This is a genomic window from Haloarcula sp. KBTZ06, from assembly GCF_048595605.1.
Classification (GTDB): Archaea; Halobacteriota; Halobacteria; order Halobacteriales; family Haloarculaceae; genus Haloarcula; species Haloarcula hispanica.
In genome coordinates, this window is the sequence record NZ_CP184337.1 from 308,193 (window position 1) to 322,570 (window position 14,378).

15 protein-coding genes are annotated in these 14,378 nt (G+C 63.5%); 4 read left to right on the top strand and 11 right to left on the bottom strand.

The genetic code is table 11. The annotated features are described in order from the left end of the window. Positions 1-8: 8 nt before the first annotated feature. Positions 9-323 carry a hypothetical protein gene (locus ACNO8S_RS01655; protein WP_420182374.1) on the bottom strand — a complete coding sequence of 105 codons (315 nt, stop codon included), beginning with the start codon at positions 321-323 and terminating at the stop codon, positions 9-11. 101 nt (positions 324-424) lie between these two features. On the opposite strand from ACNO8S_RS01655, the gene secF reads away from it, so the two are divergent. Together secF and ACNO8S_RS01665 are read left to right on the top strand one after the other, a co-directional pair. Further along, positions 425-1,312, top strand: a complete 888-nt coding sequence (secF, locus tag ACNO8S_RS01660) for a protein translocase subunit SecF (protein ID WP_014039448.1) — start codon at positions 425-427, stop codon at positions 1,310-1,312. Beyond that, positions 1,309-2,943: a preprotein translocase subunit SecD gene (locus tag ACNO8S_RS01665; protein WP_129755985.1), complete on the top strand. Its 1,635-nt coding sequence runs from the start codon at positions 1,309-1,311 to the stop codon at positions 2,941-2,943. The genes secF and ACNO8S_RS01665 overlap by 4 nt, the downstream gene beginning before the upstream one ends. 55 nt (positions 2,944-2,998) lie before the next feature. Here ACNO8S_RS01665 and rnhB read toward each other — a convergent pair whose 3' ends face one another. The 3 genes from rnhB to ACNO8S_RS01680 form a co-directional block, all read right to left on the bottom strand. Then, positions 2,999-3,634 (bottom strand): ribonuclease HII, encoded by a 636-nt coding sequence (rnhB, locus tag ACNO8S_RS01670; protein WP_420182375.1) that lies wholly within the window; start codon positions 3,632-3,634, stop codon positions 2,999-3,001. Between the two features lie 58 nt (positions 3,635-3,692). After that, a complete protein-coding gene (locus tag ACNO8S_RS01675; protein WP_014039451.1) occupies positions 3,693-4,970 on the bottom strand; it encodes a tRNA pseudouridine(54/55) synthase Pus10 in 1,278 nt (425 codons plus the stop codon). Positions 4,971-5,054: 84 nt separating this feature from the next. Continuing rightward, on the bottom strand, positions 5,055-6,170 hold the full coding sequence (locus tag ACNO8S_RS01680) for a mechanosensitive ion channel family protein (RefSeq protein WP_050037517.1): 1,116 nt from the start codon (positions 6,168-6,170) through the stop codon (positions 5,055-5,057). Positions 6,171-6,259: 89 nt separating this feature from the next. On the opposite strand from ACNO8S_RS01680, the gene ACNO8S_RS01685 reads away from it, so the two are divergent. Then, positions 6,260-7,072, top strand: a complete 813-nt coding sequence (locus ACNO8S_RS01685; protein WP_050037518.1) for an undecaprenyl-diphosphate phosphatase — start codon at positions 6,260-6,262, stop codon at positions 7,070-7,072. Positions 7,073-7,087: 15 nt separating this feature from the next. Here ACNO8S_RS01685 and ACNO8S_RS01690 read toward each other — a convergent pair whose 3' ends face one another. After that, positions 7,088-7,693: a DUF4382 domain-containing protein gene (locus tag ACNO8S_RS01690; protein ID WP_014039454.1), complete on the bottom strand. Its 606-nt coding sequence runs from the start codon at positions 7,691-7,693 to the stop codon at positions 7,088-7,090. Positions 7,694-7,883: 190 nt separating this feature from the next. Here ACNO8S_RS01690 and ACNO8S_RS01695 point away from each other — a divergent pair, with 190 nt between their 5' ends. After that, a complete protein-coding gene (locus ACNO8S_RS01695) occupies positions 7,884-8,750 on the top strand; it encodes a CheF family chemotaxis protein (protein ID WP_008311015.1) in 867 nt (288 codons plus the stop codon). Between the two features lie 264 nt (positions 8,751-9,014). On the opposite strand, the gene ACNO8S_RS01700 is transcribed toward ACNO8S_RS01695, so the two are convergent. The 6 genes from ACNO8S_RS01700 to acs form a co-directional block, all read right to left on the bottom strand. Next, positions 9,015-9,239 carry a hypothetical protein gene (locus tag ACNO8S_RS01700; RefSeq protein ID WP_064287508.1) on the bottom strand — a complete coding sequence of 75 codons (225 nt, stop codon included), beginning with the start codon at positions 9,237-9,239 and terminating at the stop codon, positions 9,015-9,017. A 215-nt stretch (positions 9,240-9,454) separates the two neighbouring features. Continuing rightward, positions 9,455-9,670 carry a hypothetical protein gene (locus ACNO8S_RS01705; RefSeq protein WP_014039456.1) on the bottom strand — a complete coding sequence of 72 codons (216 nt, stop codon included), beginning with the start codon at positions 9,668-9,670 and terminating at the stop codon, positions 9,455-9,457. Between the two features lie 54 nt (positions 9,671-9,724). Next, positions 9,725-10,198 (bottom strand): universal stress protein, encoded by a 474-nt coding sequence (locus ACNO8S_RS01710; RefSeq protein ID WP_014039457.1) that lies wholly within the window; start codon positions 10,196-10,198, stop codon positions 9,725-9,727. A 4-nt stretch (positions 10,199-10,202) separates the two neighbouring features. Next, entirely contained in the window at positions 10,203-11,873 is a 1,671-nt protein-coding gene (locus ACNO8S_RS01715; protein ID WP_420182376.1) for a sodium:solute symporter family transporter, read from the bottom strand. Continuing rightward, positions 11,870-12,304, bottom strand: coding sequence for a DUF4212 domain-containing protein (locus ACNO8S_RS01720; RefSeq protein WP_420182377.1), 435 nt, complete (start codon positions 12,302-12,304; stop codon positions 11,870-11,872). Before ACNO8S_RS01720 ends, ACNO8S_RS01715 begins: the two co-directional genes overlap by 4 nt. A 44-nt stretch (positions 12,305-12,348) precedes the next feature. After that, positions 12,349-14,343 carry an acetate--CoA ligase gene (gene acs, locus ACNO8S_RS01725; RefSeq protein WP_050037520.1) on the bottom strand — a complete coding sequence of 665 codons (1,995 nt, stop codon included), beginning with the start codon at positions 14,341-14,343 and terminating at the stop codon, positions 12,349-12,351. Positions 14,344-14,378: the final 35 nt, after the last annotated feature.

Below are 14,378 nucleotides of genomic sequence, written 5' to 3' on the forward strand. Positions count from 1 at the left end.
CCAGTTTCCTATTCGGTCGGTCCGGCGGCGCTCTGGACCTGCCAGCCGCCGGCGACCCCGCAGGCCTCGCGCTCGGTGTAGACGAACGCGGTGTCTTCGGTCACCGCGGAGCCGCCGTCGACGGATTCGACCCGGAGCGGGAAATCTAGCGTGTCGCCACAGCAGCCGACACCGACGAACTCCGTCCACACGTCGCCCGGCGCGGCGGTGTCGTGTGTCTTCCGGAGGTACGCGCGGAACGGCGAGCCGTCGATTTTGTCGCGACCCCAGCCGCTGAGGTCCGCCGGATAGGAAAGTTCGACCCTGGTTGCGCTCTCGGGCATAGTCGGATATACGTGATAAACTGCCATAGATGTACGGCACGGCGGATGTCAGCGGCAGTGATTGAGAAGGCTTATTCGCCCCCGTCTCACACCGTTCCGTCATGTTCGAGTTCGAGGTCCCGGAAGTCGATTACACCCAGTATTCGAACCGCCAGCTGGTGGCGGTTCCGCTGGTGGTGCTTGCGCTCTCGCTCGCGGTCATCGGTGGCTGGTGGGCTGTCACCGGGGCACCAGTCGACCGGGGCATCGACTTTACTGGCGGGACGGAATTAACGATAGGGACAAACGCGACGCTCACAAACGAAGACATCAAAGCCACATTCGATGAGCCGGTTGTTTCGGTGCAGGGTATCACGACGACTTCGGAATCCACCTACGAGAATCAATATGTCGTCACGTTCGATAATTCGGCCAACGTGTCTTCGGTTCGGTCCGCTGCCCAGTCGGCAGAGGAACTGACGCTGTTGGGGAGCGGAACGACATCGCCGCTGTTTGGCGGGCAAAACCAGCGTCTCGCAGTCATCGGTGTCGGAGTTGCGTTCCTCGGGATGAGCCTGCTCGCCTTCGCCTTCTTCCGTACATTCGTCCCGAGTATCGCCATTGTTATTTCGGCGTTTTCCGACATCATGATTCCGCTCGCGATAATGAACCTCCTTGGAATCAAGCTTTCACTGGGAATCGTCGCAGCGTTCCTCATGCTGATCGGGTACTCTGTCGACTCGGATATTCTGTTGAATAACCATGTTCTCAGACGTTCAGGCGGGTTTTACGAATCGACGTACCGTGCGATGCGAACCGGTGTGACGATGACATTAACGTCTATTGCAGCGATGACCGTGATGGCGGTCACAGCGACACTATTCGGGATTGGCCTGATGGCCGATATCGGTCTGATACTGGTTCTCGGACTGACGGCAGACCTAATGAATACGTATTTACTCAACGTTACGCTGCTTCGCTGGTACAAATATGAGGGGGTAAACCGATGAGTACTCTTCGAGAAAATTGGCGAGTCGCTCTACTGGTCGTGCTTCTCCTGACCAGTGCTATCGCGCTATTCGTTCCCGGTGTCCCGCCGGGAACGAGTGCCGATGGACCGACCGACGAATCTGCCCCAGAAGCGGGCGAAGCCGAACAGTTGACAAACCTCAACTACGGTATTCAGCTCAGTGGCGGAACCCGACTTCGCGCCCCTATCGTCGGCATCACTGCCGAGAACGTCAACGTGACACAGGCGGATTCGACACAGCTTGAGCAAACAGTGGCCGACGAACTTGACCTCGACACGGTAGACGTCCGAGTCCGACCTATCACCTCCGAGCGAAGCACAGGGGCTGTGGAGGTCGTTACAAAGAACGTCACGCATCAAGAACTCCGAACGGCACTCGAGAACAACGGGTATCAGCCGACTACCGTACGTGACGGCGTGACCCAGGAGACGCGTCAACAGATGGTCGAAGCTGTTGACGAGAAACTCCGGACATCAGCGCTCAGCGGTGCGTCAGTCCAGATCGTCAACGTTCCCGGTGGCCAACACTTCGTCAGTATTACTGCCCCAGACCGGGACCGAGAAGAGCTCGTCGACCTGCTGAACGAGCGCGGGACCGTCAAAATATACGCCGTGTATCCCGGCGGTGAAAACGGGACCTTCGTCCGCGAAGAAGTGCTCAAGCGGTCTCAGATGAGTGATATCTCGGCTGCGGACAGGGAAGGCGTCGGTTGGGCTGTGTACATCACAGTCAGCCCGGATGCCGCCGACGAGTTCTCACAACGAATGGTCGATGCCGGGTTCGGCGACGGGGCTCCGTGTGGAAACTACAACCATTCGGATATTCAGCAAACGACTGCCGGTGGGTCGGCAGACCCAGCACTCGCAAACGACGAACCTGGCTGTCTGGTCCATACGTTAAACGGTGAGGTTGTCACAGCCCGGGGTGTGACGCCGGGCCTCGGCGAGAGCTTCGCCAGTGGCGAGTTCGCCAACGACCCTGTGTACGTGATGCAAACTGGAAGCTCGGAAAACCCCGCTGAGACGGCCAATAAAATCGAGCTGAACCTTCGTGCTGGACAGCTTCCGGCGCCGCTCGACCTCTCTGAAGACTCCGGCTCGTCGCTCGACCCGGCGCTTGCAGAGCGGTTCAAGCAGAATTCGCTGTTGACCGGATTGCTGGCTGTCCTCGCAGTCAGTCTCGTGGTCTACGTGCGATACAAACGGGTTGAGGTCGTCGTCCCGATGGTCGTCACGGCGCTGTCGGAGGTGTTCATCCTCCTCGGGTTCGTCGCCTTCGTCCAGTATCCGCTGAACCTCTCGCATCTGGCCGGGTTCATTGCGGTTATCGGCACGGGGGTGGACGACCTCATTATCATCGCTGACGAGATTCTCCAGCAGGGAGAGGTCGAGACGGGACGCGTGTTCCAGAGCCGCTTCCGCAAGGCGTTCTGGGTCATCGGCGCGGCCGCGGCGACGACCATCATGGCGATGAGTCCGCTGATGGTCCTACCACTCGGGGACCTTTCCGGGTTCGCCATTATCACCATCGTGGGCGTCCTCATCGGCGTACTCGTGACGCGCCCGGCCTACGGTGATATCCTGCGAAACCTCGTGCTGGACGAGGACTGAGCGGCTCTTGCTTTCTGACTGACACACCCCACGTTCGCTGTCGAACTGTACCCGTTCAAAAGTCGCCCAGCGACGCCTGTTCTGCCGCCGCCAGCACGTCGTCACACGTCGACCACGAGCGGCGAGCACACGCCGGTAGCTCGCCGTGGCGGTCGACGTAGTCCGCCAGGAACGCCCGCGTCGTCGGGTCGCTGGGGTAGCCCGACCCCACATCGCCGTACTCCTCGGCTAGGTCCGCGACGTGTGCGTCGCGGGCGACCTTCGCGACAATCGAGGCGGCACCGACCAGTGGGTCCGTCTCGTCTGCGCCGTGTTCCGCGGTCACCGCCACGTCAGTATCGACCGCGTCCGCGACCCGGCGACCGAACCGCGCCGCGTCGGTGTCGCCGGCGTCGACTGTGCCCGATAGACCGTCTCGGGCTACTGCCGATAGCGCCTCTGCCTGCCCGTCGACGGTCAGCGTGTTCATGTCCGTCCCGTCGGCATCGATACGTTCGACCGGAATCTCGGCGACACCGACGGCGTCGGCCGACTCGCGGATGTCGCCGGCCAGTCGCTCGCGGCGCTCCGGCCTGATGTCCTTCGAGTCGCCGACACCATCGGGTAGAGCCGCTGGGTCGGCCCGGACAGCGGCGGCGAACATCGACCCCAGAACCGGCCCTTTCCCGGCCTCATCGACGCCAAATCGCATGACTATCCTCTGGACGGCGCTGCAAAAACAGCTTCCGATTGGACGGCGGCCCAGCGCGTTACTCTCTGAGGAACTCGTCTTTCGCGAACGGCTCGTCCTCGCCCTGCACGTCGATTACGTCGAGCGCCGTCACCACGGCGTTGGTCTCAAGCAGGCCGGCCAGGCTCGGCTCCGTGCGCCCCTCGTCGCTGGAGACGAGTTCCTTCACGTACAGGCCGCCCTCGCCGTGGATGCGGAGTTCGGCGTGACGGTCGTCGGTCAGTTCGCCCTCGGCGTCGTACACCGTCCGCGTCCGGGTGATGTCGGCCCGGCGGTGGGTGACCCGCTGGGGCGTCTCCTGCTGGATAGTCGTCCCGTCCAGTTCCGCCAGCGCGTCCTGCAGGGCGTCGGCCTCAACCGGCTCCCCGAACTCCACGTCCATGCGGTAGGTCTTCGATGCGTCCAGTTCCTTGACGCGCTCGACCATCTCGTGGGTCGCCGGGTGGAGGTCCGTCACCTCGACCTTCCCATCGGCGAAGGCGTTGATGTCGGCTTCGAGTTCGTCGGCGTCCACGTCGCGCTTGCGGGGTTCCATCACCTCGATGACGAACGGGCGGCCCGAATCGAGCATCCGGGCGTCGACGTCCTCGCGGCCGGCGCCGTGGAACACGGCCTCCTCGCCGTCCATCGCCTCGCGGACGACGGGCGCGGACAGTTGCTCGACGCTCTCGTCGTAGCGGTAGCCGCTGCCGCCACAGCCGTCGCAGGGCTCGCCCTGCCACAGTCCGGTCCCGTTGCAGTCGTTGCAGGGCCACTTCGTCTGGGGAATATCGCGTTCGAGCTTGCGGTAGCGGCCGTAGACGAACGCGGAGTTGACGTGGGTCTCCACCTCATCTGTCGCGAGGTCGAGCGTAAGCTGGACCGCCGGACGGCCGAACTCGACCTCCGCACCGGTCAGGTCGCCGATCCGTTTTCCGACCTCGCGGTTGAGTTCGGTCTTCAGCGCTTCGCCGGCGTCGGGGTCTAGCCCGATGTCTTCCCGGAGCAGTTCGTCGTTCTCTTCGAGTAGTGGCGGCACCTTCGTCCCGACCTGGTAGGTGTCGAACTCGTAGCCGCGGACGGCGCTCGCGGCCTGTTCGGCCCACCAGTCGAAGCGGTCGCATTCGTTTTCACAGACCCAGCAGTCCTCGCCCGCCTCGAAGGGGTCGTCGTCTGCGAGCGCAACCGTCACCCGCAGGGCGTGGCCCCGTTCGGCGTTGGCCAGCCCGAAACTCCGGTCGGCGAAGAGTCGGCCGAGACAGGAATCACACAGCGGCCCGGTGGCAAGCGCCGCACGGGCGTCCTCAAGTATGCTCATTGCCTGAGCCGACGCGTCGCCACCGTAACTGCGTTTCGACCTCTCGGTCACCCGAGTCGGTCAGCCCTGCGACCTTGCCTGCGCTCACTTGCCAGCCATGCCGCCGTCGTCTGTGGCTTTGCCTTCCGACTGTGCTTGGTCGAACAGTTCGCCCGGAACCTCCTCGGCCGAGATGGAGATGGACCGCTGGGGGAACGGAATTCCGATGTCCTCAGCCTGGAACCGCTTGTAGATCGCGCTGTTGAGCTCGTGGGTCGCACGGGCTGTCAGGGCCGGGTTGCTGACCCAGCACAGGAGCTCGAAGTTCAGCGCGGAGTCGCCGAACTCCCGGAATCGGACCCGCGGATTCGGCCGTTCCTGCACGAGGTCTTCGGCCTCGGCTAGTTCCAGGAGAATCTCCTCGACGTGGTCGATATCCGTCCCGTAGGCGACGCCGACAGGCACGCGAATCCGGCGCTTGCGTCTCGGCGTCGACTCGTTGATGATGGCGGCATTGTTGAGCTTCGAGTTCGGCACAGTAACGAGGATGTCGTCGCGAGTACGGATGACTGTCGAGCGGACAGAGATGTCCTCGACGCGACCGCGCTCGCCGGTCTCCAGAACGACGAAATCGCCGACCGCGTACGTCCCGTCGAGATACAGCGACAGCGAGCCGAAGAAGTTCGCCAGCGTGTCTCGGGCCGCCAGCCCGACAATGATGCCCATAATCCCCGCCGAGGCAAGCAGTGGCGTCACGTCGATGTCCCAGAGGACCAGTAGGAGGAGGACGCCGCCGCCGGAGATGAGCGCGCTCCAGACGTTCTGGAGGATAGGGACCATCTGGCGGTCGATGTACGCCGAATCCGTCGCGATGGTTGATGCCTGGCGGCCGATACGCAGCAGAATCACCATCCAGACGATGACGACCAGCGAGAGCGTCCCGGCTTCCAGCGAGACGGCGACCGCCGGCCGGATGTCATAAATCTGTGCGCCAGCGTACGCGCCGCCGAGGCCGACTGTGACGTACACGGCGGTGTGGATTCCACGGAAGACGATGTCGTCGACGTCGCCCTCGATATGGGGTGTGACCCGTCTGAGCAGTCGGTCGCCGAGGACGCGGATGACCAGCGCGAGCGCGACTCCGCTGCCGACGAGCACGAGAAACCCCTGCCAGGCCGGTAGTCCCGACAGCAGGTCTACCACCCCGCTTCCCAGTTGCATACCCCCGTTTGGACACCAGCGCTATATATACTGCCACGTCGACGGCCCGAACCGAACGGCCTTTGTCCCGCGGCGTCCGCTCCGTGGGTATGAACCCGATTCTCGTCGCTATTCTGCTGGGCCTGCTGCAAGGGATACTGGAGTGGATTCCGGTCTCCAGCGAGGGCGGCGTCGCCCTCGCGTCGACGGTGGCCACTGGCGTCTCCCCGGCCGCCGCGACCCGCCTCGCGCTCTTTCTCCACGCCGGGACAGCGGTCGCGGCGACGGCCTACTACCGCACCGAAGTTCGAACCATCCTGCGTTCGATCCGAGAACTCTCCCGTCGCCCGTTCGCCGACGAGACGGCGGACCTCTCGTTTATCGTCATCGCGACGGCGGCGACCGCCGTCACCGGTCTTCCCGCGTATCTGGTGCTCGACGCGGCTGTCTCAAATCTTGAGGGCGGGCTCTTTCTGGCGCTGGTCGGCGGCCTGCTCGTCGTCACCGGTCTGCTCCAGCGCTTCGCCGCGGCGCTATCGCTTGGTGAGCGCGAGATTCCGGACGGGGTCGACGCCGTGCTGGTGGGCGTCCTGCAGGGCCTGGCTATCCTTCCCGGTGTCTCCCGGTCCGGGACGACGGTGAGTGCCCTGCTGCTCCGAGGCCACGAAGGCGAGTCGTCGCTTCGGCTCTCGTTTCTGCTGTCGATTCCGGCCGCGCTCGCCGCGAACGTACTGGTCCTCGTTGACGACGGCGTGCCGGCAATCGACCCGCTGCCGGCCGTTGTCGCCCTCGCTGTGAGTGCCGTGGTCGGCTACCTCACCGTCGATGCGCTGGTCCGCCTGGTGCGACAGGTCCCGTTCTGGGCGGTCTGTACGGTGTTTGGCGGGCTGGGCGTCGTCGGCGGGCTGCTCGTCGCGCTGTAGCGACCAGAGGGCGGCCTACTCCTCGTACTCGACTTCGGTGCCGCTGGCGACCGGCTGAAGGATGTACTCGCCTGTCTGGCCACGCTTGACCGGGGTGAAGTCGGCCGTGAACACGGTGCGGGTATCCGCGCGGATTTCGTACTCCTGCGTGAACTGTAGCGGCGCGTCGCCGGGCGTATCGACCGTCGCGTCACCGCCCTCTGCGAGCGTCCCGTCGACGCCTGTCACGTCGAGCTGGAGGAACTCGTAGGTGTCAACCTCGAGTTCGGTCTCGTCGACGAGCGAGGTGTTGCCGTCCTGCAACTGGACCAGGTCGGCTTCCTGGGCCTCGTCGAACTCGTGGTACTCGCGGGCGTCGCTCGTGTCCGCTGTCGTCGATTCTTCGGTCGCTGTGTCCTCCTCTGAGACTGGCTTTACCCAGATACCGGCCATCGTGATGACACACGATTCGAAATCAGCGATGTCGCCCGGCTGGTCGGTCACCTGTGTCGCGAGCGTGCCTGTTTCGGTACCGCTCCCGGAACAGCCGGCGAGGCCGACCGTGCTCGCTGCCGCGAGGCCGCCGGCGGCTTTCAGATAGTCGCGTCGAGACGTCGTTCCTGACTGCTGTGGATCGTGCATACACTTTTTTACAGCCGTCCCAGGGTAAAGGAGCCGGCAGATAGTCAGGCCGATTTCAGCCGAGTTTCGCCCGATTTGCCGGCAGTGAACGGTTTCTGGGTGACACAGACCGGGTGGTATCGACCAGTGCCGTGCTGGCGACGATGGAAGTTATTTATCCCTTGGCATCAAATCTGTAGTACCAGCGGCCATGAGTGGTGACGAACGCAAACTAGTCGACACATCGGGGGACTTCCAGTACGTCGTCCGCGATGGCGACACGGTGACCGACCCGAAGTGGCGTTCCTGTCGACTCATCGTCACCAACAAGCGACTCATTCTGGCGACGAACGGCTCGAAACAGCCTATTCCACACTCCAACATCACCCTCCCGTCGAACCCCGACGATCTGGTCCCCGACGGCGGGACCGGCGGTGCAACCGCGCTGGAGGTCGGCAACAACGTTCTGCTCGTCGACACGCCGAACCTGGACGACTTCGAGACGGAGTACGTCCGCGCCACGCTACAGGGCGAGGTCATCCTCGCGCGACAGCAGGCGGTCGTCGGCGGCGTCGTTCAGGAGGACGCCGAGTGGAGCAAGGCACGGTTTCAACTGGACGATGACATCATCCGCCTCCAGTTCCCCGGCGGCAAGAGTATGTCCTTCGAAATAGAGGACGTCGGAACCATCGAAACCGGGACCAGTACCGTGATGGGCCAGGAGCGGGAGGTCATCGAGGTCGAACACACTGACGACCAGGACCGCAGCGTCGAGACCCACATCTCGGGGATGGACCACCACACGCGGGCGCTGAAGACGCTCTTTACCCGCGTTATCGAGGACCGTGAGGACGATTACGAACTCTCGGAGATGGAGAGCCAGGTGTTGATGGCGCTGTACTCCGGTGTCTCACCGTTCGAGATGTCCGATTTCGTCGGAACGACGCCCGACGAAGTCGAGGAAATCTATCAGAAACTGCTTGATATTGGGGCGGTTGACGAGGTCCGGGTTCGGACCGAGGTCGCGTTGAACGCGCAGGGGCGGAATATGGCGAGTGAGGCAATGAGTGAGAAATAGCGAGGGGCCGACCGGAGGAGGGCCCTCGGATAGCGAACGAGGAACGCAGTGACTCGTGAGCGGCGTGGCGCTACGCGCCGTAGAACGACTTCCTCTGACGCCGGTCGATCAAAGATCAGGCGGGGACCGCTCCTGACCCGGAGCGGTGGGGCGGTACCGCCGAACGGCGCATCCACTGTGACCCACAGTGGAGGTTGGCCTGCCGATCATATTGTGGTCCAGGCAGTCCAGCCGGCCTCGCGTGCTGTTCCCGTCTCGCAGCCGTTACTCGCGCAAGAACTCGGTGTCTTCGGCCTCCGTCACCGACACCCCGTCCGGAAGGTCGGACTCCGGAACCGGCGTCAGGGTGAGGACGTCACCCGCCTCCGTCTGTACCCACTCCTGTCCAGTCGCTTGGCTCCAATCGTGTGGTTCCCAGAACCCCGACTCGAAGCGCATCCAGATGTCGAGACCACTGTAGTACTCTCCCGTCGAACTTTCGTATATCATTGCTGAACTCCACAGCGTCTGCTGCCGTCGAAAGAGTCAATGCACCTACATGGTCTTATTAGTACCGGCGAGACCGAAATTCTACGGCCTTGAGAATAGAGGGGTGCTTGGATGGCCCGGGTACGGAGGTGATTCAGCCACTATACGTGTATGTTTCACAAACCCCTCGTGAATTGGCTGTGAATCCGTCGCCACCGTGAAAAACGGAGCCCGACCTACTGCTGTTCCATCGCCAGCTCAAGCGACCAGAAGAAACCGTAGTACGCGACGACGCCGCCGGCGAGCGTCAGGTAGTAGACCCACTGCGGAGCCGACAGCAGGTCGAAGATGACGCTCACGGCGGTTACCCAGGCGATAGCGAACACGAGGTCGACGAACATCCCTCGCTTGTGGTCGCGGACGTGGTCGCGGAGGGTGTCGACGACGCTCATCGGCGGCCTCGCGAGGTCCGCAGCGATTGGTGTCGATTCAGTGCCATGGTACTGTCAGTCTTCAACGTCCGTCTCGCCGTGGACGTCGACGACGAGCACTGGCAGTCGCGTCCGGCGGAGCACTTTCTCCGTGACGCTGCCGAGGATGACGCGCTTCAGTCCCGAGCGGCCGTGGGACCCCATCACGACGAGGTCGATGTCGTTGTCCTCGACGAACTTCCGGATGGCGCGGGCCGGTTCGCCGGCGGTGATGTGCTCTTCGACTTCGAGGCCGTGTTCGGCGGCGCGGTCGCGGACGTAGCCGGTGGCGTCGTCGGCGTCTTGCTTTATATCGGTCATCTCCTCTAAGTTCCCCTGGCGGATGCGGTCGACCTGCTCTGTCCCCAGCGAGTAGCTGGTGGCGTCGACATCCACGACGTACAGCGCGTGGACCGTTGCGCCGTACTTCGAGGCGATGTCGACTGCCTGGTCGACCGCGTTTTCGGCGGTTTCGCTGCCGTCGGTCGGAACGAGAATGTTGTCGTACATGGGTTTAGTCGTCTGCGGGGGTGCCGCCGCTGGTGCTGTCACCGACGACGTCTGCGGCGGTTTCCTGTTGCCCCATCGGCTCGGGGCTGTGACACTGTCGAACCATCTTCTTCGTCTCCAGGGGCGGCTCGGGCGTCGCCAGCGAGACGGCGATGGTGACGATGAACACGACCGGCGTCCCGATCAGCGCAGCGCCGATGGGCGGGACGTACTGGGCGTATATCGGAACGAGTGCACCTCCCTCGCCAGCGGCTGCGCCGAGCGCACCGATGTAGTTCGGCAGGACGCTGTTGATAATCGAGGTGATCCAGATGAGCAGGCCGAGCACCATCCCGGCCAGCGCGCCCTGACGGTTCGTGTTCTCCCACCAGAGGCCGAGGAAGAACATCGGGAACAGGACGACGCCGGCCAGCGAGAACGCGTAGGCGACCAGTTCGCCGATGAGCGCCGGTGGGTTGAACGCGGTCACCGTTACCAGCGCGCCCATGCCAATGATCGTCCCGCGACCGATGAGCACCTGCTGTCGCTGGGTCGCGTCGGGGTTGATCAGTTCGGTGTAGATGTCGTGTGCGACCGCGGAGGAGGCCGTGATGAACAGCCCGGCAGTCGTCGCGATAGCCGCGGCCATCGCACCGGCCGCGACGAGGCCGACGAACCACGTCGGAAGTTTCGCGAACTGCGCGGCGAGCACGACGATCACGTCACCCTCAGCGCCGGACATCCCGCCTTCTGCGGCGTAGGCGCTCGCGCCGGTCGTCGCTTCGAAGAGGTCGACGCCGAAGGCAGCCATCGCGGGCGAAGCCCAGTACAGCAGGAGGATGAAGAACAGCCCCCACACGCAGGACCAGCGAGCGACGCGCTCGCTTCTGACCGTGTAGAACCGGACGAGGACGTGCGGGAGGCCGCAGGTCCCGACGATGAGCGAGAACGCCGTCGCGATCCAGAGGTAGAACGGCTGGTTCACGAACGGTGCGGAGAACTCGCGACCGAGGTCGGCGATCAGCGCGCCGTACTCGATCTGTGGAAGTATGGTCGAGTAGCCCTGCGAGAAGCCGACCACGTACACGCCCGCGAGGAACGCGACGATGAGGATGGTGTACTGGACGGCCATATTTTTCGTCGCCCCCAGCATCCCCGAGAGCGCGAGATAGCCGACGGTGATGGTCATCATCACGACGATCATCGGGATGATGTCGAGGCCGAAGACGTACTGACCGACCAGCCCCATGCCGCGGGCCTGGCCGACGGAGTAGACGTACGCGATGAGTAGCGTGGTGAACGCGGCCAGCGCGCGGGCGGTCGGCGAATTGAACCGGTCGCCGACGAAGTCCGGCGCGGTGTACTTCCCGAACCGGCGCATCTGCGCGGCCAGGAAGATGAGCAGGATGAAGTAGCCGGTCGTCCAGCCGACGATGAACGCCAGGCCGTAGAAGCCCGAGAGCGCGACCAGCCCGGCCAGTCCGAGGTACGAGGCGGCGGACATCCAGTTCGCGCCGATGGCCATCCCGTTCTCGATGTTCCCGATGCCGCGGCCGGCCACCCACATCCCCTCGGTGTCGGCCACCTTGAAGACGTAGCCGATGACGAGGAACGAGGCCATCATCAAGAAGACGATGATCGCCGGAACGAGTTTGAACGAGATGTCCAGCGCTTCCGCCTGTAACGGGACCGTCACTGCTCGACACCCCCGTCAGCGGCCGTCGCCTCGCCGGTCTCGGGAGCCGTGCTCTCGACGGAATCGGGGTCGATACCGTACTTCTGGTCGAGCCCGTCCCGGTATCGCGTGTACACTATCGCCAGGATGAGCGCACCCGTTGGCGCGCCGAGCGAGACGAGGAAGTAGTGCAGCGGGAAGCCGAATATGGGCGTCTGCACGGTCATCATCTCCGGCGCAAGCGCGGTCAGCGTCACCGGCCCGAACACGACCAGCGCCCAGAGCACGAAACTGCTCCAGATGATCTTCAGGTGGTCGCGCATGAACGGCGTGCTCGGCCGTAACAGGTTCACCTCCCTGTCGAGGTAGTCGATGTCCTCGTGGGCGGTCTCCGTGCCGCCATCTGATTGGATAGTTGACTCTTCTCGATCCGCAGGCGTGTCTCTTGACATGGGTTGATAGGTTGAAAATTCGTGGTGCTGTTCGCCGCTACGGCTCAGTCACCCTGGACTTTGGTCTCGATATCACTGACGACGTCAGGGTTTCGCAGCGTGCTCGTATCGCCCAGTTCCTCGCCGTTGGCGATGTCTTCCAGCAGGCGGCGCATGATCTTCCCGGAGCGGGTCTTCGGCAGTTCGGGCGTGAAGATGACGGCTTCCGGCCGCGCGATTGGCCCGATAGCGTCCTCGACGCCGTCGATAATCGCACTACGGAGGTCTTCGTCTTCCTCGTAGCCGTCCTCGGTGATGACGTACGCGTACACCGCTTCGCCCTTGATATCGTGGTCGCCACCGACGACAGCGGCTTCGGCGACGCCTTCCACGCCGACGATAGCGCTCTCGATCTCCATCGTCCCGAGGCGGTGGCCGGAGACGTTGATCACGTCGTCGACCCGCCCCAGCACGGTGATGTAGCCGTCGTCGTCGATCTTCGCTCCGTCCTCGGGGAAGTACACCCAGTCGTCGGAGTCGTCGCTATCGGTGTCCGAGTACTCGGCCCAGTATTCGTCGATGAACCGTTCGTCGTTCTTGTACAGCGTCCGGAGCATGCCGGGCCACGGCTTGTCGACGGTCAGGTAGCCGGCGCGGCCGGGTTCGACTTCCTTACCCTCGGTGTCGACGATGCGGACGTCGTTGCCCGGTAGCGGCGGCCCGGCCGACCCGGGTTTCATGTCCTTGACGCCGGGCAGCGTCGTTATCATCATGCCGCCGGTCTCGGTCTGCCACCAGGTGTCGACGACGGGGCACTCCTCGCCCCCGATATGTTTGTAGTACCATTTCCAGGCGCGAGGGTTGATCGGCTCACCGACCGTCCCCAGCAGGCGCAGGCTGGAGAGGTCGTGCTGTTCGGGGTACTGCTTGCCCCACTTCATGAACGCGCGGATGGCCGTCGGCGCGGTGTACAGCTGGTCGGCCTCGTATTCCTCGACGATGTCCCAGAGGCGGTCCTTGTCGGGGTAGTCCGGCGTCCCCTCGTACATCATCGTCGTCGTCCCGAGCGCGAGCGGGCCGTAGACGATGTAGGAGTGGCCGGTAATCCAGCCGATGTCGGCCGAGCAGAAGTACGTGTCCTCGGGTTTGATATCGAGCACTGCCTGAGAGGTCCAGGCTGCCCACGCGAGGTAGCCACCCGTGGAGTGTTTGACGCCTTTCGGCTTCCCGGTGGTCCCGGAGGTGTACATGAGAAACAGCATATCCTCGGCGTCGCGGTCGACCGGTTCGACCGTCTCGCCCTCGTTGTCGGCGATGACATCGTCGAAGGCGACCTGATTGCCCGCGTAGTCGTGGTCGAAGCCGTCGCCGTCCATCAGGCGCTCGGCGACGATGGCGCGTTCGACCTCGTGGTCGACGCCGCTCAGCCCCTCGTTGGCTTTGTCGAGGTGGTCGAGCGGGTCCCCTCGTCGGTAGTAGCCGTCGCAGGTGACAAGATACTCAGAATCGGCGGAGTTCATCCGCGTCGCGAGCGCGTCCGCGGAGAAGCCGGCGAACACGACGGAGTGTGGCGCGCCGATGCGGGCACAGGCCAGCATGGCTATCGGCAGCTGCGGGATCATCGGCATGTACATCGTCACGACGTCGTCCTCGCCGACGCCCATCTCCCGCAGGCCGGCCGCGAACTCGTTGACCTTCTGGTGAAGTTCCTCGTAGGTGTAGGTGATGTTGTCTTCCTCGACCGGCTCACCCACCCACTCGATAGCGGCTTCGTCGCCGCGCTCCTCCAAATGGCGGTCCAGACAGTTCGCCGAGGCGTTTAGTTTCCCGTCCGTGAACCACTCGTAGAACGGCGGGTTCGAGTCGTCGAGTACCTGATCGTAACCCTCCTCCCAGTCGAGCAGGTCGGCGGCCCCCTCCCAGCACTCCGGCCAGTTCTCGGTAAACTCCTCGTAGATACCCTCGTCCGTGACGTTCGCCTGCTCGACGAACGACTCCGGGGGCTCGAAAACCTCCTGTTCTTCGAGCCGTGCTTCGAGTTGGACATCTTCATCTGACATGGTCTATCATCGATATTTCACAGTGGCCATATAAA

Excerpts from the sequence above, each read along its gene's own strand:
- ACNO8S_RS01655 (WP_420182374.1), bottom strand. The coding sequence starts at position 323 with ATGCCCGAGAGCGCAACCAGGGTCGAACTTTCCTATCCGGCGGACCTC.
- secF (WP_014039448.1), top strand. The coding sequence starts at position 425 with ATGTTCGAGTTCGAGGTCCCGGAAGTCGATTACACCCAGTATTCGAAC.
- ACNO8S_RS01665 (WP_129755985.1), top strand. The coding sequence starts at position 1,309 with ATGAGTACTCTTCGAGAAAATTGGCGAGTCGCTCTACTGGTCGTGCTT.
- rnhB (WP_420182375.1), bottom strand. The coding sequence starts at position 3,634 with ATGCGATTTGGCGTCGATGAGGCCGGGAAAGGGCCGGTTCTGGGGTCG.
- ACNO8S_RS01675 (WP_014039451.1), bottom strand. The coding sequence starts at position 4,970 with ATGAGCATACTTGAGGACGCCCGTGCGGCGCTTGCCACCGGGCCGCTG.
- ACNO8S_RS01680 (WP_050037517.1), bottom strand. The coding sequence starts at position 6,170 with ATGCAACTGGGAAGCGGGGTGGTAGACCTGCTGTCGGGACTACCGGCC.
- ACNO8S_RS01685 (WP_050037518.1), top strand. The coding sequence starts at position 6,260 with ATGAACCCGATTCTCGTCGCTATTCTGCTGGGCCTGCTGCAAGGGATA.
- ACNO8S_RS01690 (WP_014039454.1), bottom strand. The coding sequence starts at position 7,693 with ATGCACGATCCACAGCAGTCAGGAACGACGTCTCGACGCGACTATCTG.
- ACNO8S_RS01695 (WP_008311015.1), top strand. The coding sequence starts at position 7,884 with ATGAGTGGTGACGAACGCAAACTAGTCGACACATCGGGGGACTTCCAG.
- ACNO8S_RS01700 (WP_064287508.1), bottom strand. The coding sequence starts at position 9,239 with ATGATATACGAAAGTTCGACGGGAGAGTACTACAGTGGTCTCGACATC.
- ACNO8S_RS01705 (WP_014039456.1), bottom strand. The coding sequence starts at position 9,670 with ATGAGCGTCGTCGACACCCTCCGCGACCACGTCCGCGACCACAAGCGA.
- ACNO8S_RS01710 (WP_014039457.1), bottom strand. The coding sequence starts at position 10,198 with ATGTACGACAACATTCTCGTTCCGACCGACGGCAGCGAAACCGCCGAA.
- ACNO8S_RS01720 (WP_420182377.1), bottom strand. The coding sequence starts at position 12,304 with ATGTCAAGAGACACGCCTGCGGATCGAGAAGAGTCAACTATCCAATCA.
- acs (WP_050037520.1), bottom strand. The coding sequence starts at position 14,343 with ATGTCAGATGAAGATGTCCAACTCGAAGCACGGCTCGAAGAACAGGAG.